Source organism: Saprospiraceae bacterium (genome assembly GCA_016717265.1).
GTDB lineage: Bacteria > Bacteroidota > Bacteroidia > Chitinophagales > Saprospiraceae > Vicinibacter.
On the sequence record JADKFX010000001.1, the window covers coordinates 977467 to 997836 of the forward strand.

The following is a 20370-nucleotide window of genomic DNA, read 5'->3' on the forward strand; positions in this document are numbered from 1 at the left end:
AAATTTACAGTATTTTTAAATTATATCACTTCTCAATTTCAAGAGATCTACCAGATTTTTCGCGTATTTTATTAATTTTCATGAGCGAGTTGAAAGTATTAGGACATCGAGGCTTTATGACGTTTTATCCATTTTACAATTTCAAACCAAATGACAGATATATAACCAATTCCAAGGGAAAGCATCAATTGAAATGGAGATAATGATTCAAACTGAAAAAATCGAGTTAAAGGTTTTACGAAAAGCAATAAGGCAAGAATCATTAAAGTGATACTAATAATAACTAAGACAAGGCGGTTCTTATATTTTAAAGTTGTCAGGATTGAATAATAAAAGGACCTGTTAACGAGCGTAAGTATAATATTTGCAGAGATCAGGGTGGTAAATACCATCGTTCGTGTAATGGTTTCATTAAGTCCATGAGAACTTGCATATTGATATACGCTTAATGTTCCTATTGTAATGGCCAAACCTTGTAGTATACTTGTTGTCAATTCTTTCCAGTTAAAAAAAGTGGTTGTAAATGGCCTTGGTTTTAATAACATAGTATTTTTTTCCATAGGTTCGTTTTCATAAATAATAGAACAGGTAGGCCCCATAATTAATTCTAAAAATATAATATGAACCGGAGAAAAAATATTGGGATATATCCAACCTAAAATCAAGGGTATGAAAACCGTAAGTACGATTGGTATGTGAATTGAAATTATATATTGAATTGCCTTTTTAAGATTTGTATAGATTTTTCTACCCATAGCTACTGCATCTACCATTTTTGATAAATCATCTTCTAAAAGAATAAGAGATGCCGTTTGTTTTGCTATTTCAGTTCCTTTTTTACCCATAGCTATCCCAATATGTGAAGCTTTGAGTGCAGGACCATCATTTACACCATCACCAGTCATTGCTACAATTTCATGGTTTGATTTAAACGCATTTATAATTTTTAATTTAGCATCTGGAAACATTCGTGTAAAGACATTGATCTCTTTCACTTTTTGATTTAATGCTTCATCGTTTAGTTTCATGAGTTCATCTCCGCTAATACTTTTTTCATATCCTTTGAAGCCGACTTCTTTAGCAATAGCATGCGTTGTAGTGGCATTATCCCCGGTTACAATTTTGAGTTCAATTCCAGCCTTATAAAATTGTTCAAAAACATCCTGTATATGTTTTTTAGGAGGATCATAAAATGCAACAATTCCTTTAAAATTGAAAGTATACTCTTGTTGTTTCTGTTTGAATTCGTTTCCTTCAAATTGAGTTTCGGCTACCCCTAATAGTCTATAACCCTCTTGAGCCAGGGTTTCAATAGCAGTTTCAATTTGAACTTTTTCAGTTTCTGAAATATTGCATACATTCAGAATTGCTTCTGTTGCACCTTTTGCTGCTATGATGCGTTGTCCCGATTCATTTTCAAAAAAATGGGTCATCATCGGGGGTTGTCCTTCTAATGGATATTCGTGGATTATTTTAAAATTAGATCGCTCATCCTTTTCTGTAATTTTTATATACGCATTGTGCAATGCAATTTCCATAGGATCAAATGGTATGGGCTCACTTGCCCACATAGATAAACGAATTAACTCTTTTTCAGCATCTGTTTCAATCTTTTCTGATGATATGATATTATTGGAATCCAGGACATATAACTTTACCAGGCTCATTCTGTTTTCCGTAATCGTCCCAGTTTTATCTATACATATAACCGTTGCACTTCCAAGTGTTTCTACTGTTTTCATTTGCTTCACCACGATACCCATTTTCATTAATCGCCATGACCCTAGTGCCATGAATGTTGTAAATGCAACTGGAATTTCTTCAGGCAAAATGCTCATTGCAAGTGTCAATGCTTTTAACAGGCTATCTAAAATTGAATATGTTTGTAAATAGTTAATTACCCAAACGATACTAAATACAATCGTACCTGCTATCACCATTTTTTTAACGAAATTGTTGATTTGTGTTTCGAGCGGTGTTTTTTCTTCTATGATCGTTTCTAAACTTTTTCCGATTTTTCCTAATTTGGTTTCACTGCCGATGGCATTTATTTTAACAATTGCAAGACCACTTGCTACAGTTGTTCCTCGGTATATACTATTATTTTCCTTTTCCTGATCTTTATAAACAGAAAGGGATTCTCCGGTGAGTAATGATTCGTTTACAGAAAAATCATTTGAATGAATAATAATTCCATCTGCTGCAATCGAGTTTCCTTCTTCAACAAGTAGACAATCATCAACAACTACTTCATCACTGATTATTTCCTGAATAATCCCATCTCGAATTACTTTACATTTTGCTTGCGTAAAGGACTTCAGTTTTTCAAGGGCATTTCTACTTCTGGAATCCTGATATAATGAAATAGCAGAAACTAAAACAATTGCAGATACCATAAATATTCCGTCTCCGAATTTACCACTAATAAAATATATCGTGGAAGAAACCAAAAGCAAAATAACCATGGGCTCTTTTAATAAATTCTTAAAAGCGATAAAAAAGCTATTTTCCTTTTTAAAATCTAATCTATTTTGTCCGAATTTTTCTTTTGATAAACTAACTTGTTCGCTTGTTAAACCGGATATATTGAATTTATTTTCTGCCATAATTTCCTGATGTATGAATCCTTTTGACTTTGTATTTTGTAAATGCTATTGTTAAATTAAAGCAATCGCAGTTTTTCGTATTTTGATTTGTTATTTTTTATTTGTCTTGTTTTTTTAGGGTTATGCTATTTTTCAATCTCTGGTATCGTTTCAATGGAATCATATCGTTTCATATCTATAAATTATAGAAAGGCTACTTGCGTTTTATTCCTTGTTGACTTGTTTGTAATGTTATAAAAATAAATCCTGATAAATTTAAAAGTGCAATTAATCTATCAATTCAAAATATATTAGTAATCCTGCTGCAATTGTCATGATAATCATTGTTATGAAACCTAGAATATTTGCAGTTTTCCCATTTGTGAATTTACCCATTACCTTTTTATTGTTTGAAATATGCAGTATTATGGCAATTAATACGGGTGCAGTCAAGCCATAAAGTATAGCAGAATAAATGAGTGCTTTAATTGGTGAAATGCCTATGTAATTTAAAGACAATCCTAATAATAAGGAAATTGCAATGATGATATAAAAAGCTCTGGCTTCATGAAATTTTTTATCGAGACCTTGTTCCCATCCAAAGGTTTCTGTTATAATATAGGAAAGGGAGCCACTTAAAACAGGTATTGCAATTAATCCGGTGCCAATAATTCCTATTGCAAATAATAAATATGCAGCATCACCGGCTAAAGGTTTTAATGCCATAGCAGCTTGTTCAACAGTATCTATCTGATGTATGCCACTATTGAATAATACAGTACCAGTTGTTAGTATAATAAAGAACATTACGATTCCTGAAAAAGACATTCCAAAATCGACATCTTGATTAATATCGTGAATTATTTTTTTGTTTACTATTAAATGGTGTTTTCTGTGTTTTGATTCTTCTACTTCCATGGAGGCTTGCCAAAAAAATAAATATGGAGAAATTGTAGTACCCAGAATACCGACAATCACACTAATAAATTCTTTATCAAACTTAAACGTTGGAATAAAACTAGACTTTAATATTAAAATCCAATCTTGTTTATATAAGAATGGAACCACAAGGTAAACTAGTAATGCAACACATAGATATTTTAAAATTGAAGCAATTTTATGATATGGTAAATAAATAATCAGGCCAAGTAACAGGATCGTAAATAGGACACTAAAATAGCTTGCGTCAATTTTTGGAAACAAAAGATTTCCTACAGCACCCATGCCAGCGATATCAGCTCCAATATTTAAGATAATACTTGGAAAACTAAACAATACCATAAGATATAGAACGGGTCTAGGATAATTTGCTTTTAATGCACCTGTTAATCCTTGTGAGGTAACTAATCCTATTCTTGCACACATTTGTTGTATGGAAGCCATTAAAGGAAATGCTATGAAAGCAGTCCATAATGTGGAGAGCCCAAAGGAGGCCCCAGCTTGAGAATACGTTGCAATTCCAGATGGATCATCATCACTTGCACCGGTAACTAAACCGGGTCCGAGTAGTTTCCAGAATTTGATAAGTCTATTTGAACTCACTTTTTTGGAAGTCATGTTTTATAGGAATTATAGCACAATTTAAGCTAAATTTGAAATGCAATTTTAAATTTAGGGATCTCTTGAGTCAAATATCATAAATTTAAATTGAAATTCGGGATTTACTTAATCCTTTATTTTAAGAAATTTAATTTGTATTTAATTTAAAATAGATTCTGTTTAATTTGGGGAATGGCATTTGGCTATGTATATTAAACTTAAACCTTTAGCGTAGTTGGATTGTTTCTTAACATTGCATATTGCTTCCTTTTAAATTTTAGCGCTCGAAATGTTGTTTCAGAAAGACTCTAATAAATTAATCCAATTTATTGTATTCCATTTAATTTTGGCATTGGTATTGTCGTATTGTAAATCAAAACAGGAAAGTACGAGCCCAATAATTGAAAATATTTCAGAATCCGTTTACGCTTCTGGTATTGTTAAAAGTAAAAATCAATACCAGGTATTTTCTACTGTTTCAGGAATCATTGATCAAATATTTGTAGAAGAAGGGGATACCCTAAAGAAGAATGAAGCTATTTTAAAAATTTTGAATGTTACTTCTGATATAAATGCAGAAAATGCAAAATTATCTGCCGATTTAGCAAACTTTAATACGAAAGGGGAACGGTTAAATGAATTAAAATCGAACATTGAACTTGCTCAAATTAAATTGAAAAGCGATTCTCTTCTTTGGTATCGTCAAAAAACTTTGTGGTCACAAAACATAGGAACTTTGGTAGAATTCGAACAACGCGAGTTGAATTATAAAAACGCAAAATCGAATTATCAAATAGCTGTTTTAAGATATCAGGAATCAAAAAGACAATTTGATATAGCGGCACAACAAGCTAAAAACACATTAAAGATAAGTACCTCATTAAAAAGTGATTTTATACTTCGAAGTGAGTCTGATGGTAAAGTTTACAGTATTCTTAGAGAGCGGGGAGAATTGATCAACCAAGCTAGTCCGGTTGCCATCGTTGGGGATGCAAATGATTTCATCCTGGAATTGGAAGTAGATGAGTTTGATATCACAAAACTTAAATTAAACCAAAGGCTTATCTTGAATTTGGATAGTTATAAAGGCCAGGTCTTTAATGCAAGAATTACGAAGATAAGTTCAATAATGAATGAGCGAGCCAGGTCTTTTAAAGTGGAAGCAGGTTTTACTGAAAAACCCCCATTGTTATTTCCAAATTTAACAGTAGAAGCGAATATTGTAATTCAATGGAAAGAAAATGCAATGACAATTCCTAGAGAATATTTAATAAATGATTCTTTTGTTTTAAATGCAGATAATAAACTTATCCAGCTTGAAATAGGATTGAAGGATTATAAAAAAGTAGAAATTCTTAATGGTTTGAAAATAACAGATGTGATTAACAAGCCAGGCAAATGAATTTAAAATTAATTATTGACATCTCTAAGTCTTTATTATTAGCCAGGTTCAAACAATCTTTGGTTGCTGCAATTGGCGTTACTTTTAGCATTACCATGTTTATTACATTATTAGGTTTTATGACTGGCCTTAATGATCTTTTAGATGGATTAATTTTAAATAGAACTGCACATATCAGATTGTTTAATGAAATTAAGCCAAATCAAAACCAAGCAATTAATTTATCACCTGAATTTAAAAGTTCATATAATTTTATTCAATCCATAAAGGCCAGATCAAGTCGAAGAGAAATTTACAATAGTGAATCCATTATGCAGGCTTTAAACAGTGATAAACGTGTTTTAGGAATCGCTCCAAAGATTTCCGCTCCTGTTTTCTTTAATGATGGTAATATTGAAATTACAGGAGTTATTCAGGGGATTGATGTTGTACAGGAAAGCAAGCTTTTCCATTTTTTAGATTATGTTACGGAAGGTCATTTCGAAGATATTGAATTCGTTACCAACAGTATTATATTGGGCAAAGGATTGGCAGATAAATTATTAGCGAATCTTGGTGATGTTGTGCAATTAACAACAGCACAAGGAGAGCGATTTTCTTTGAAGGTCGTTGGTTTTTTCCAATCTGGAATCGCCGAATATGATAAAGTCCAAAGTTATGCATCCATTGCAACAACGCAAAAAGTTCTCGGGAAAACAAAGAATTATATAACAGATATTCAAATTAAATTGCACAATGTAAACGAAGCAATAGGTTTAGCAAAGGAATATGAGAAATTGTTTGATACAGATGCGGAGGATATTCAAACCGCAAATGCACAATTTGAAACAGGAAGTACAGTGAGATCTATAATTTCCTATGCAGTTGGAATCACCTTGTTAATTGTAGCTGGATTTGGTATTTTTAATATCTTGAATATGATGATTTTTGAAAAAATGGAATCGATAGCCATTTTAAAAGCGACAGGATTTTCTGGAAAAGATGTGAAGAATATTTTTTTATACATAGCCTTGAGTATTGGTTTTTTTGGTGGTATAATGGGTTTATTATTCGGGTTTTTATTGTCTACAGGAATTGATCAGATTCCCTTTAAAACGGCTTCCTTACCTACGATCTCTACCTATCCAATAAACTATAGTATTAAATATTATTTGATTGGTTTAGTGTTTTCTTTGATTACTACTTATCTCGCTGGTTATTTTCCAGCCCGCAAAGCAAGTATGGTGGATCCAGTCGTTATAATTAGAGGTAAATAATATGGATAAAATTATACTGGAAGCGAAAGCAATTCGAAAATATTTTTACGATCCAGTAAAAGTGGAGATACTTAAAGATATCAATTTTTCAATTAATCGGGGTGAGTTTGTTTCTATAGTTGGAAAATCTGGTTGTGGAAAATCTACCTTATTGTATATACTTTCTACCATGGACACTGATTATGAAGGTGAATTATGGATAGATAATCAATGTATGGTCCATAAAAAGGAGGAAGAATTGGCACGGGTTCGAAATGAAAAAATTGGTTTTGTTTTTCAATTTCATTATTTATTGAATGAGTTTTCAGTATTGCGAAATGTGATGTTACCGGGAATTAAGCTTGGAAAGTATACGGAGGAAGAAGTGGAAATCAGAGCCATTGATCGACTAAAGCAATTAGGCATTGAAAAACTCGCGTTGCAAAAAGCAAGTAAATTGTCTGGAGGGGAAAAGCAAAGAGTTGCAATTGCAAGAGCACTGATTAATGATCCTTTAATTATAATGGGGGATGAACCAACGGGTAATCTTGATAAAAGTAATAGTCAAATAGTTTATAATATTTTCAAACAATTAACGGAAGAATTTAATCAAACACTATTGATTGTTACACATGACATAGAATTTGCTGAAAGAACCAATCGGATTATAGAAATGGAGGACGGAAGTATAATTAAGGAAACGTAAAAGGTGTTTCGTGGTTTTGATTGTATAGTATCCTTAGAAGTGGAACCTTAATATTTGTTTTATGTAACTTTTCTATTTTCTAATAATTTTTATTCATTTTTTTGAAGCGCTTTCCAATTTCCATTGAATTCCGTATTTGGATTGAAGGAAGAAGATTCACTTAGAATATATTCACCTCGATCATTTACCCAGGCATTTTGGTATCCCGAAGGAAGTTGAATGAGTGTTTGATTTCCATCTGTATATCGATCTACACCACGGACATAATCACTGAATTGATTATTAACACGCTCATTGGATTTTTGAGTTTGCCAATAACTGTCGGAAATGGATTTCGAAATCTGATCATTCGTTTGACTAATAATTTTACTAATTTGCCCAGCTTGATAAATTCGTTGATATACAACATCAGAAAGAATTTTTGTCACCTGTATAAATTTATTATAAAATTGAAGGGTGGGTCGACTTGATGCTTTTATGGTTAATGCAATTTTTCTACAAGCTTCTAATTTCCCTTTTGGCGCTTTAACACTATATAAATTATTAGCTGCCCAAATCGTACTTTGTAAGTTTACCATTCCTTGTGAACTCATATTGGAAATATCCAATTGACCATAAAACTCTTCCTCCAGAGTTTGATTATTTTCTTGATATTCTATTCGAATGAAGCCACTTTCCGAATTTGATTGAATAGCAGATCCTTGCTGGTATCCACTTTGAGATGGTGATTGATGGATTCGTTTTTCTTCGGTAATTTTAAATTGTAAATTTCCACGTTCTTTTTTCACGAGCTCTTTAAGACCCTGAAGGATTCCTCTTGGTGGTGGATAACCACTTGTTCCTGTAGGTCCGGAACTATAAACGGCGCGAACATCTGGAAAAGAATTTATCTGCAAATTTTGTGGAGGATTTTCAAATAGACCTTTATACCGAATTGGCAGTGTTGCATCATTGTATTCCCAATAGAGCTGATCTTTAACATTCCATCCTTCAGGGATCAGACAGGTAAAAGCAACCATACCGGTGCCCTCCCGATCTAGGATTTCATGTTTATTTAACTTTAAGTAATTTGAATTTTTTGTTTCTTGCCTACTGTAATTTACTTTGTTCTCCTGTTCCGGTTTTTCTTGTTTACTCGAACTTTGACCACAAGCAAAAAAGTAAGAGATAATACAAAGTAATCGAAAGAATATTGAAAAGTTCATATTCAAATTATTTGTTTCAAATATACCAAGAACTTATTAAAGCTTGATTATTTATTATGCAAATAAAAATTTCTTATTCAAAGTGATTAAGAAGGATCCATAGAAATTACTTTCTGAATCAGAACAATCTCGTATTTTAAGGAGTTCTTTTGGAAAAAAGCTAAATCACTTCAACTTGATTTTTAAATAGATCTTCTAATGTTTCTCGTTCTCTAATGAGATAATGTTTTCCTTCGTGAATTAATACTTCAGCAGGTCTAAAACGCGAATTATAATTAGAAGACATTGTGAAACAATATGCACCAGCATTTTTAAAGCAAAGGATATCACCAGGATGAATTTCAGCAACTACGCGATTACTAGCAAAGGTGTCTGTTTCACAGATGTAACCTACGATATTATATACTCTTGGCTTTCCAGCGGGTTTACTTACATTGATTATATGGTGGTAAGCATCATAAAACATGGGCCTTATTAAATGATTTAAACCTGAATCTACACCAGCAAAAACAGTGGATGGCGTTTGTTTAATGATATTCGTTTTTACAAAAAAGAAGCCACATTCTGAAACGAGATATTTTCCGGGTTCAAAATAGAGTTTAAGTTTTCTGCCATAGTCTTTGCAGAATTGATTAAAAGATGCAGATAAGATCTGGCCTAGTTCTTCAACATCTGTGCTTACATCATCAAGTTTATAAGGTACTTTTATGCCACTTCCAAAATCTATAAATTCGAGATCTGGGAATTTTTTAGCGGTGTCATACATGATCTCAGAGGCCAGGTTAAATACACCCGCATCAAGAATGTCTGATCCAGTATGCATATGCAAGCCATTTACTTTTAATTTTAGCGTTTCCACCAGTCGCAATACCAAAGGCATTTGGTAAATAGAAATTCCAAATTTACTATCAATGTGTCCTACAGATATTTTTTCATGACCACCTGCCATTACGTGAGGATTGATTCTCACTCCAATTTTCACATTTGGATGGTGATGTCCTATGTATTCTAAGGTTTCAATATGGTCAATATTGATCTGTACACCTAATTGAATAGCCATTTCTACTTCATCAGGTGCCACACAATTTGGAGTATAAATAATTTCTGAAGCTTTGAAACCTGCCTTTAATCCGGTCCAGATTTCCTGTACAGAAACCGTGTCAATTCCTACTCCCCATTGCCGTATAAGCTTTAAAATATTTATATTATTAAGGGCTTTGCAAGCAAAATGAATACCAAGTTCCGGCACATGAAATGCATTTTTTAGCCTATCTATTTGTCTTTTAATGATACTACTATCATAGACATACAAAGGCGTATGATAGGTTTCTATGAGTTCTTCTACAGGGATACCTTGTATAAAAAAGTGATCTTCTTTGATTTCCATTCTAAATTTTTCACAATATTAATAAGCTAATGGAATTGTTTTATGTTTTGTCCATTTTTTTAAGCATTTATAGACTAATTGTTTATCAGATTCTGAAAAATCTCTAATTCGGGTCCGATGTGCTCCATTATATTTAACCAATTTGAGAGCATTTGATTTATTGGATAGTTCAATAGCACAAGATGTCCATGGATCTTGGGCTCCATAGATATAAATCATGTTATTGCTATGGGATCTCGCTTTTTCATGCATTTTATTAATATATTCACCGTGAAAGGTCAAATCCGCATCCTTTGGAGCGAATTCCAGATTTGAAAGTTGTGGATAGATTAATAAATCACTGACTCCACTGGTATCAAAACCGTAGTATCCAAATTCAGTCATAAATTGATAATAAGCCGGTAAGAATCTTTTATAGGATACATTATCATAATAGTTAAAATCAACAACAGCCTCTATATGGTCAAATAGTTCATCTGCTTTAGCATCCTTGCTTGGAATGTCCTGACAGTCAAAACCCCATTGCCAAAATGAAAATGGATATTCCATAGATGCAAAATCAATAACTTTATCTTTATCAATTTCAAATTTTACCCCATCTCGATTTTCTAATTCAATAAGCAATAATTTTATTTCATTTCTGTGTTTCAGTAAATTTCTTTGAAATTCCCTGACTTTTTGTCGGCACTCAAGTCTGCCCACCTTTTTAGTATAGTGTTCTATAGTCCGCTTATCTTCTTGTTCTAATGCAAAGGGTGCAACATAAGCAATCGTTGCTTTTAAATCTTTAGGGTATGTTAAACTATAAAGTGCAGCGGTGGTACCTCCTTTTGAAATTCCAGTTGCTATCCAATTTTTTTTATAAATTTTAGCAAGTTTGGTTCGAATGCTATGTAAATCTTCCAGTGCCTGTTTATGATTTAATAAGCTCCAATTTATTTTTTCCGGACGAGAATCTCCAAAAAATCGATATTCAATTGAAAATTGGTTTGCATTTAAAATACTGCTTGCTTCATATATCCTATCAGCGATTTCATATCCTTCTGTAACTATTACATTTGGATTTTTAAATGCACGGTGGTACAAGAATATTTTTTGTGGAAAACTTACAGCATTCGAATCCCAATGATCTAAAGCTTGTTGAATTGTTAATTCCCAGCTAAATACAAACCCATCTTTCGAATCCATAGGTTGAATCAGAATTCCTGGAAATTCTTCTTCTAAAAAATTCTTAAGCACAAATTCATCAGTTGGTTTCTTTGCAAATAAAATGACAGAAGTAAAACAGCAAATTAAAGTAAAAAATCTTTGCATTCGTTTAGAATTGTAATAAATTAATTATTCAAACAGGAAATTATAGTCCATTGTTCAATAATAAGGAATTTTCGAATTCTATTATTATGCCTATTCTATTTTAAATAGAACTGTGAAACCATAAGGTAAATTTTAAAAAAGGATGGGCAATGGTACCTGTTTTGAATTATTATTTAATTTCTGTACCCCCGTCTCTAAAATGGCTTCAAACACATTTGGTTCGAATCCAAAACGATTTTTATAAGCACTTTTAATACCAACTATATATTTTTCTTTTGTCGATTTTTCAATTAAATGTAAGGTGCTTCCTCCAAAACCACCACCCATCATTCGGGCGCCATAAGCCATACTATTATGGGAAGCATAATTTATTAAGAAGTCTAATTCATCACAGCTGACAAGATACCATTTGCGAAGACCATCATGACCTTCAAATAGTAATTTTCCTGCTTGGGTAAAATCTGAATTTTTTAATGCTGCTACCATTGACTTTACACGAATATTTTCAGATAATACAAAATTCAGAAAATGTTGTTTTTGCAATGACAAATGTTTGCAAACTTCAATTTGTTGAAAATTATTTAATTGGCTTATTGATTTGATTTCTCCAAATAAATTTCTTGCAATAATGCGTATTTCTTCACAGGCTTTTGATCGTGCGTTATATTCTGTATCTACCAGCTTGTGCTTGATTTTTGTATCCACAACCAACCAACAAGTTTGAGAATCTGGTATTTGTATATATTGAATACTCCAGGTATCGCAATTTATTAAAAGAACATGATTTTTTTTGGCATTGAGAATTGTAATTTGATCCATCATACCGCCATCTAATCCAGAAGCTTTTTCCGCAATAACAGATAGTGAGGTTAGCTTGTCTTTTGATAAATTTAATTCTGCAAAATCATTAAGGATAGAAATAAAACCGCAGGTTATCGCTGATGAAGAAGAGAGTCCTGCACCGGATGGCAGATTTCCTCCAAATGCAAGCTTAAAATAAGGCCATTGATAAGCTTTTTCTTTTAATAAATCTAAAACACCTTTAAAATAGATTGCCCAATCAACGGGTGATTTTGATTGTCCTAGCAAATAGTGGTTCCCTTCATTTAATGAAATTATTTCCGTTTCGTAAGATGGGGTCAAGGCAAAATAAATAGATTTATCAATTGCAGCTGGAAGGCATAAGCCCCCATTGTAATCTGTATGTTCGCCAATGATATTAATTCTGCCAGGTGCTTTGTAAAAAATTGTCTTTTCGTTTTCAAAATCTTGTGGTAATTTATCTAGAAATTCCTTTAATTCCATATACAGTTTTTTATTAGGTTGCGAAAGCGTAAATTTAGATCCGGCTTCCGGTCAGCTATCGCTAAAATGGACACCTTGTTTTATTAAATTATAGGGTTGACATTTTTGTTAAACGCATATTCAAACATTTTTATTTTATTCATTCTTCATTGTTGCTCGCCTTCATTTTAGCTTGCTCCTTATTTCTATAGGCGATTTCATTTTACCATACTAACTAAATTCAATAGCCAAGACTGGCAATCAACATTATGCAAAAATATGCTCTTGTGATTATGAATCAAAATTAGTTCTGATTTTTCGATTTCGACTTACGAATCCAGGTTTTCTTTTTTGTCTGGCAACAGAAATGATGTAAGCTGTTCAAATGGGATTTTGATGGTGTAATTTTATTTTTGGACAAGACCTGAATTAAATTAAAATATCATTTGATGTTTATGCAAATTGTTTTTAGCCTTCTGGATTATCATTAATTTTAATTCTATATATTATTTTTCTGGATGTAGATTGCAGTTTGCTAGTTTCTTTTATATGTTATGATTTTGAAATATGAATTTTTTTTAAAAATATTTGGTGTTTTCAGACATTCGGGATTACATTTACACTTCGTTTAATAACACCCATTCTCAATTCTATTTTATTTAAGACACCCTGCTCAAAATCTCAACGCTATTTAATAACCCCGCTCGAAGCATTTGAGATTTTTGTAATTCATACCCTCGCTATATGGAAAAGCAATATTACCCCTTGCTAAATTTTTTAGCTATTGCAGGATTTTTTTTAAGCTTAAGTTTTGATCTTAATGCTCAAGTTGGTCGATTTAAAAATGTAAAACCTGGCAAGCTTCCTCTGGATTGCAATACAGCACCAGTCATTCATTGTCCGGCAGATTTCATTGCCTGTCCTGGCGCAAATACAACGACAGATGTTACAAAATTAGCAACCGCTGAACCCGGGAGTATAGAATGCGGAACACCCATGATTTCTTACATAGAAACGCTTGTTAAAAATGGGAGTTGTCCGGGCTCAAAATTACTTCGAAGAGTTTGGACTGCAACAGATCCAAATAATACAAATCTTCGATCTTTTTGTATACAATATATCAGTACTTTAGATACTACCGCCCCAATTTTTTTAAATTGTCCTAAGGACACGACAATACTTAGTAATTCTAAGTGTACCAGTTCTTATTATTGGACAATGCCATGGGTAACGGATGAATGTGGAAATTTTAATGTCACAAGTTCGCATATTAATGGAGGAGAATTTCCAATTGGAAATCATACTGTAGTTATAACAGCTACAGATGCCTGTGGTAATTCTTCGAGTTGCAGTTTTCATGTGGAAGTACTTTCCAATTGTTGTAATCTGGCCCCAACTATTGTCTGTCCTGCAGACTTTAATGCATGTCCAGGTTCCTCAACGAATCCATCTGTAACAGGCACAGCAGTTGCTCGTAAAGCAAGTGAGAATTGCAAAGAACCAATCGTATTTTATATTGATAAAACAACCCAAACTTCAAGTTGTAGTATTCTTATTGAACGTACTTGGTATGCTTCAGATCCAGAAAATAATCTTCTGAGTTCAAGTTGTATTCAAATAATTCGCTTAATAGACAACACCGCACCAAAATTTACTTTTTGTCCTTCAAATATTATAGTTCAATCTGAAGATGATTGCACCGCTGTAGTTACATGGCCAAACGCAATTGCTACAGATAATTGTAATCAAGTAAGTTTAATTTCCACAATTCCGTCTGGATTTAGGTTCCAATTAGGGAGCGCTGCAGTCGTTTTTATTGCAACGGATGCTTGTGGAAATACAAGCAAGTGTGAATTTTTAGTCACGGTAGAAGAAAATTGTTGTAAAAATCCACCGGTATTAAATTGTCCTGCAGATTATTCAGCTTGTCCAAGTACAAGCATTAATCCTTTAACTACTGGGATCGCTCAGGCCTTAGCCGGCAGTCCAAAATGTGGTCAACCAATAGTCAGCTTTACAGATGATACACTTCACTTTACAAATTGTTTTGTTTCCGTAAATAGAACCTGGAAAGCGGTGGATCCAAACCATCCAAATTTATTTGCATCGTGTATACAAAAAATAATACTTGAAGATAAAGTATCTCCAGTAATAACATTTTGTCCGGCAAATATAACAGTTCAATCAGGCGATGATTGCACAGCAGAAGTGAGTTGGCCAAATCCATTAGCCACAGATCAATGTGGTCCTGTTACAATAACGACCTCTGTTCCTTCTGGATTTCGTTTTCAATTAGGATTAGCAGCGGTTTCTGTACTTGCAACAGATGTATGTGGTAACACTTCCCATTGTGAATTTTTAGTCACTGTAGAAGAAAATTGTTGTAAATCAAATCCAATTATTCAATGCCCGGCAAATTTTGAATCCTGTCCTGGTTCTTTAACAGATCCAACAACTACAGGAACTGCAACGGCACAAGCTGGAAGCCCAAAATGCAATCAGCCGATCCTAAACTATACAGATGAAATATTACAGAATACAAATTGCTATACTGAAATAAATAGAACTTGGACAGCAACAGATCCTAAGTTTTCAAATCTCAAAACAAGTTGCATACAAAAAATAATTTTAAGGGATACGCAACCACCTTCGTTTATTTTTTGTCCACCAAATATTACGGTTCAATCAGATGAAGATTGCAGTGTAAATGTAAATTGGAATGAGCCTGTAGCAAGTGATGCTTGTGGAAGAACTACCATCACCACATCTATTTTATCCGGTTCCAAGTTTCAAATTGGAGTAACATTGGTAATTGTAACAGCAACAGATGAGTGTGGAAATGCATCAAGCTGTCAATTTTCAGTAACCGTAGAAGAAAATTGTTGTAAAACAATACCGAGTATTCAATGTCCATTAAACTTTAGTGCTTGTCCATCCTCTTCAACGGATCCATCAATTACAGGAATGCCAGTAGCATTTCCTGGTAGTCCAAAATGCAAAACACCATTATTAAGTTTTACAGATGAAGTGATTCAAAATACAGATTGTTATAAAGAAATTAACAGGACATGGACTGCAACCGATCCGGTATTTGCAAATTTGAAAGCAAGCTGTATTCAAAAAATTATTTTGGAGGATAAACAAGCACCAGTATTTACATTTTGTCCGCCAAATATTACAGTTCAATCTAATGATGATTGTATAGCGGAAGTGAATTGGAATAACCCAATCGCAACAGATGGATGTGGAAGTGTAAACTACACTGCATCCATTCCAAATGGTTCCAGATTGCAATTAGGTATTACAACCATTCATATAATCGCAACAGATGTATGTGGCAATACCGCTGAATGTGAGTTTACCATTACAGTGGAAGAGAACTGTTGCAATAATCCACCTGTCTTATTCTGTCCAGCCGATTATGCAGCATGTCCGGGTAGCAGTATTGATACTTCAATTACTGGACAAGCATCCGTTGATCCATTTAAACCAGTCTGTGCTCCTGCACGTTTAGAATATCGAGATTTGATTCTTTCTTCAGATCCATGTAGATTCATAATTTCAAGAATTTGGACTGCAACGAATCCTAAAAATAACCGAGTCAGTATTTGTACGCAAACAATTGTACTTGAAGATACAGATGCTCCTTTATTTACAAGCTGTCCACCGGATTTAACAATAGATCCACAATATAATTGTGAGGCCGTTGTAAGTTGGATTTCTCCAACTGCAACAGATCTATGTATAGCGCCAAATATAACTTCAAATATTCCAAGTGGAGCTGTATTTAGTAAGGGGATCACACGGGTGGTTTATACTGCAACTGATCTTTGCGGTAATTCGGCTACCTGTTGGTTTTTTGTTACGATTACAGATAAATGTTGTGATAAAAATCCAATACTAGTATGCCCAGGTAATTTTAAAGGCTGTCCAGGAATAGGTTTAGATCCAAGTGTTACAGGACAAGCAACGGCTGTAGCTGGAAGACCAGAATGCGAAAAACCGATCCTAAGTTATACAGATAGAATTATTTCTGACGGACCATGTTCCGGTGCAATTCGCGTAGAAAGAACCTGGCGCGCAGCAGACCCTTATCTTTCAGCTTTGCGCACAGAGTGTACACAACAAATTGAATTGGTAGATAATGAAGCACCGCGTATTTTTAATTTGCCACCAAATATTACTTTGAATGCCAGAGGAAATTGCGATGTAGCAGTAAATTGGTTATTACCTGAAACCTCAGATAACTGTAAATTAAAAAGTATCTTATCAAATTATATTCCGGGTACAAAATTTGGTAATGGGGAGCGTTACGTAGTGTATGTTGCTACAGATTTTTGTGGAAATGCTACAAGAGATAGTTTTAAAATTACAGTAATAGGAACAGAGATTGCGATTACATGTCCAAATGATACAACAGTAGTTCGCTCAGATCCATTTATAAATGGTGCATTTGTAGATTGGTCAATACCGAAAGTGCAATATTGTAAACCATGTGTTGATAAACTTGCAGGATTTATTTATATGGGAGAACATGAAGGACATCGATATTTTTGTTCTCAAGGTCCTTCAAATTGGAATGCTGCCAGAATTTCATGTGAATTAATGGGTGGTAAATTAGCAGTTATCAATACAGATTCTGAGAATTCCTTTGTTTCATCAAAATTAAATGGACAAACTGCCTGGATTGGAGCAACCGACCAACGCATCGAGAATAAGTTTGAATGGATTGATAACACTCCTTTTCAATTTACAAGTTGGCTACCTGGTCAACCTAATAATGGAAGTGGAAATGAAAATTATATAGAGATGCTACCAGATGGAACCTGGAACGATCAAAACGGTAACGCAGAAAGAGAATTCATTTGTGAGATTCCTTGTTTTGAATTGCAACAAATTGGGGGTCCATTAAAAGGAGAATTAATGCCTTGCGGAAATAATAAAATTAGTTATGTTGCAAGTAAAGATGGAAAATCAGATACCTGCAGTTTTTATATAAATGTTGATTGTGATAAGGAAAGCATTTATTGCAAAGCAAAAGCATTGAATAGTGCATATATGTATAATAACCGTGTAGAATTTGCAGGAATAGATACAATTACTGGAGATAATGGAGGATATCATTACTTTAATAAAGCCTGTGGAAATATAGAATCTGGAAAAACATATCCAATTTGTGTAAGTCCAGGATTTTTAAGTGGTTCCTATAAAGTGTATTGGAAAATTTGGATTGATTTTAATTCAGATGGATTTTTTGATCCGGTTACAGAAGAAGTTGTTTATGGATATGGAACGACAACGATGTGCGCAACTTTAACAATGCCTGCAAGTTTACCTTCTAAACTTACCAGAATGCGAGTTATCATGTCTTATGGAAACTATCCAGTGAGTCCATGTAGTTCACCATTATTTGGAGAGGTGGAAGATTATTGTATTTCGATGAATGGTGGAACAAATTTTGGACCATTAGATAAATCTTCATTCCTTTCTGTAAAACCAATAGAATTTGAATGTGCACAAAATTGTGAAGAGAATAAAAAGAGAATGCAAGAACAGGATGAGGACATTTTGGAATTCAATACAGATTTAATAAGTTTTGCGGTTGATCTTTTTCCGAACCCATCATCCACCAATGTAAGTATTAAAAGCAAAATGGGCGATATTGCTGAATTCGAAATATATGATAACAGCGGGAAAATGATACTGCATAGTGATCCTGTTCGAACAAAAAATGAAAACTCTTTTTCTGTTAAAACATGGAGTAATGGTATGTACACAATAATTATTCGCAGCAAATCAGCAGAACAATTAATTAAACGATTTATAGTCAATCATTAAAGATTATTTTCCCTATATTCCGAAAAGGTATGAAGCGAGCCGGTCTGTCTATTGATAGACCGGTTTTTTATTTATTTCCAGGATGTAACTTATGAATTGTTGGAAATAAAATAGTATTTTATCTTTGTTTTTTAAGGATTCTAGTGCTAATAGAAACATAATATTTTAAATATGAATAAATCCCAACTTCTTAAAGAGTTACAAACAAATACATATGTTAGGATCCAAACTTCAACGATTCATGGTATTGGGGTATTTGCAATTCAAAAAATTCCAAAAGCTTGTAGAGATATGTTCTCCAAAGTCCCAACCGAATGGCATCCATTAAGTAGACAGGAGGTAGATGAATTACCTGAATCTTCTCGCCTTTTAGTTGAAACATACTGTTTATTTGATGAACACGTATACTATGTTCCGGCAGATGGGTTTAAAACTATGGATGTTTCATTTTTTTTAAATCACAGCAGCGAGCCCAATATTATTTCTATAAATGATGGTGAATTTTTTGAAACATTAAAAGATATTGAATGCGGAGAAGAGTTGCTGATTGATTATGGATCCATCGTAGATTCTGAAGACTAGTATGCGCTTTGTTACGCTTTAAAGTAATGTCAATAAGTAAGAATTTAGAGTAAACCCAAGAAAACAGCCAAAGCTTCTACTTTGATAGATTTCCATTGTAAAAAGAATTAATATTTAGATTCTTAAATAATTCTGAATCTATTATAAATTAAAGTATTTTTGCATATGAATTACGAATCCATGAATCAAAGCTCACAAAACACTAAAGATTCAGAACAAATGAGTATTAAAGACTTAGTGCTCCTGATTCGGAATTATTGGATGGAATATTCTAAAAATCGAAGATTACTTTGGTTTTGTGTCAGTATTGGCCTTCTGTGGGGCATTTATAATAGATGGAATCAATTTAAAATTTTTGAAGCAGAGCTTAGTTTTATGCTTAATGAAGACCAGCAAGGTGCTTCAGGTTTGGAATCTGTCATTGGTCAATTTGGTGGTTTATTAGGTAATGGATCGGATGATATAAATCTTCAGAAGATTCTAGAGCTTGGAAAATCAAGACGAATTGCCGAGAAATTATTTTTCTCTAAGCTTAAAATCGATGAAAAGGAAGATTATTTAGCCAATCATTTGATTAAAGAGCTAGAGAGAACAGGTGTTTGGACTAAAAAGCCATTTTATGTATTGGAACATCCACTCAAAGGATTTTTATTTAAGAATGCAAATACGCAGGATTTTAATCGACTTGAAAATACTGCATTAAAGCAGCTGCACAGTTTATTTTTGCTAATGTTGACAACACAAGTGAGCGAGAAAACTTCAATCATGAAACTCAACATTCAATGTACGCACGAACAGCTTTCATATGAATTGGTGAGGAGACTTTTTGATGAAATGAGTAATTTTTACATTGATAAAACTATTGAAAAGCAAAGGATTACATTTAATGACTTAAGTTTGAAAACAGATTCTCTTAGAGTATTAATCCATGGAAAGCAGTATGGTTTAGCGGGGATAAAGGATACTTATCGTTCTACCTGGCTTTACCAGGAAGAGGTGCCCAAAACAATCTTAGATCAGGATATTAGAATGCTTCAGTTAGTGTATGCAGAAGCAATGAAAAATAAAGAAATTGCATCCTTTTCATTAGATCATAAAACGCCCTTTATACAGGCAATAGATCTTCCAATAATGCCACTTAAAACAATTCAACTAAGTTGGATAAAGGCTCTTTTGTTAGGATTGATTTATGGTTTAATAGTGGGTAGTTTGTTTGTATTTGGGAGGAAATTTTATAATGATCATATCCGGATTTAAAATTTATAAATTGAGTACTTTTGTTGCTCCTTTATG

Annotated in this window: 12 protein-coding genes; 6 read left to right on the forward strand and 6 right to left on the reverse strand. The window is 33.2% G+C overall.

What is annotated here, in order from left to right:
• Positions 1-98: 98 nt before the first annotated feature.
• Together IPO86_03855 and IPO86_03860 are read right to left on the reverse strand one after the other, a co-directional pair.
• Positions 99-2606: a cation-translocating P-type ATPase gene (locus IPO86_03855; protein ID MBK9727234.1), complete on the reverse strand. Its 2508-nt coding sequence runs from the start codon at positions 2604-2606 to the stop codon at positions 99-101.
• Between the two features lie 267 nt (positions 2607-2873).
• A complete protein-coding gene (locus IPO86_03860) occupies positions 2874-4142 on the reverse strand; it encodes a divalent metal cation transporter (protein MBK9727235.1) in 1269 nt (422 codons plus the stop codon).
• Positions 4143-4524: 382 nt separating this feature from the next.
• On the opposite strand from IPO86_03860, the gene IPO86_03865 reads away from it, so the two are divergent.
• The 3 genes from IPO86_03865 to IPO86_03875 are packed head-to-tail and all read left to right on the forward strand — an operon-like array spanning position 4525 to position 7467.
• On the forward strand, positions 4525-5526 hold the full coding sequence (locus IPO86_03865) for an HlyD family efflux transporter periplasmic adaptor subunit (GenBank protein MBK9727236.1): 1002 nt from the start codon (positions 4525-4527) through the stop codon (positions 5524-5526).
• A complete protein-coding gene (locus IPO86_03870) occupies positions 5523-6782 on the forward strand; it encodes an ABC transporter permease (GenBank protein ID MBK9727237.1) in 1260 nt (419 codons plus the stop codon). Before IPO86_03865 ends, IPO86_03870 begins: the two co-directional genes overlap by 4 nt.
• A 1-nt stretch (position 6783) precedes the next feature.
• Positions 6784-7467: an ABC transporter ATP-binding protein gene (locus IPO86_03875; protein ID MBK9727238.1), complete on the forward strand. Its 684-nt coding sequence runs from the start codon at positions 6784-6786 to the stop codon at positions 7465-7467.
• Between the two features lie 89 nt (positions 7468-7556).
• Here IPO86_03875 and IPO86_03880 read toward each other — a convergent pair whose 3' ends face one another.
• The 4 genes from IPO86_03880 to galK all read right to left on the reverse strand — a co-directional run bounded on the left by IPO86_03880 (position 7557) and on the right by galK (position 12678).
• The gene (locus IPO86_03880; protein MBK9727239.1) at positions 7557-8672 is read right to left on the reverse strand and encodes a hypothetical protein; all 1116 of its coding nucleotides are present in this window, start codon (positions 8670-8672) and stop codon (positions 7557-7559) included.
• A gap of 160 nt (positions 8673-8832) precedes the next feature.
• Positions 8833-10059: a diaminopimelate decarboxylase gene (gene lysA / locus IPO86_03885; GenBank protein MBK9727240.1), complete on the reverse strand. Its 1227-nt coding sequence runs from the start codon at positions 10057-10059 to the stop codon at positions 8833-8835.
• Between the two features lie 18 nt (positions 10060-10077).
• On the reverse strand, positions 10078-11373 hold the full coding sequence (locus tag IPO86_03890; protein ID MBK9727241.1) for a hypothetical protein: 1296 nt from the start codon (positions 11371-11373) through the stop codon (positions 10078-10080).
• 132 nt (positions 11374-11505) lie between these two features.
• Positions 11506-12678, reverse strand: coding sequence for a galactokinase (galK, locus tag IPO86_03895; GenBank protein MBK9727242.1), 1173 nt, complete (start codon positions 12676-12678; stop codon positions 11506-11508).
• A gap of 723 nt (positions 12679-13401) precedes the next feature.
• Between galK and IPO86_03900 the strand changes: the two genes are divergently transcribed.
• From IPO86_03900 to IPO86_03910, 3 genes are all read left to right on the forward strand, one after another.
• Entirely contained in the window at positions 13402-18495 is a 5094-nt protein-coding gene (locus tag IPO86_03900) for an HYR domain-containing protein (GenBank protein ID MBK9727243.1), read from the forward strand.
• Positions 18496-18666: 171 nt separating this feature from the next.
• Positions 18667-19077 (forward strand): SET domain-containing protein-lysine N-methyltransferase, encoded by a 411-nt coding sequence (locus tag IPO86_03905; GenBank protein MBK9727244.1) that lies wholly within the window; start codon positions 18667-18669, stop codon positions 19075-19077.
• A gap of 165 nt (positions 19078-19242) precedes the next feature.
• Complete coding sequence (locus tag IPO86_03910; GenBank protein ID MBK9727245.1) at positions 19243-20334, forward strand: hypothetical protein; 1092 nt, start codon at positions 19243-19245, stop codon at positions 20332-20334.
• The last annotated feature ends 36 nt before the right edge of the window (positions 20335-20370 follow it).

Excerpts from the sequence above, each read along its gene's own strand:
- IPO86_03905 (MBK9727244.1), top strand. The coding sequence starts at position 18,667 with ATGAATAAATCCCAACTTCTTAAAGAGTTACAAACAAATACATATGTT.
- lysA (MBK9727240.1), bottom strand. The coding sequence starts at position 10,059 with ATGGAAATCAAAGAAGATCACTTTTTTATACAAGGTATCCCTGTAGAA.
- IPO86_03875 (MBK9727238.1), top strand. The coding sequence starts at position 6,784 with ATGGATAAAATTATACTGGAAGCGAAAGCAATTCGAAAATATTTTTAC.
- IPO86_03870 (MBK9727237.1), top strand. The coding sequence starts at position 5,523 with ATGAATTTAAAATTAATTATTGACATCTCTAAGTCTTTATTATTAGCC.
- IPO86_03890 (MBK9727241.1), bottom strand. The coding sequence starts at position 11,373 with ATGCAAAGATTTTTTACTTTAATTTGCTGTTTTACTTCTGTCATTTTA.
- IPO86_03910 (MBK9727245.1), top strand. The coding sequence starts at position 19,243 with ATGAATTACGAATCCATGAATCAAAGCTCACAAAACACTAAAGATTCA.
- IPO86_03880 (MBK9727239.1), bottom strand. The coding sequence starts at position 8,672 with ATGAACTTTTCAATATTCTTTCGATTACTTTGTATTATCTCTTACTTT.
- IPO86_03860 (MBK9727235.1), bottom strand. The coding sequence starts at position 4,142 with ATGACTTCCAAAAAAGTGAGTTCAAATAGACTTATCAAATTCTGGAAA.
- galK (MBK9727242.1), bottom strand. The coding sequence starts at position 12,678 with ATGGAATTAAAGGAATTTCTAGATAAATTACCACAAGATTTTGAAAAC.
- IPO86_03855 (MBK9727234.1), bottom strand. The coding sequence starts at position 2,606 with ATGGCAGAAAATAAATTCAATATATCCGGTTTAACAAGCGAACAAGTT.
- IPO86_03900 (MBK9727243.1), top strand. The coding sequence starts at position 13,402 with ATGGAAAAGCAATATTACCCCTTGCTAAATTTTTTAGCTATTGCAGGA.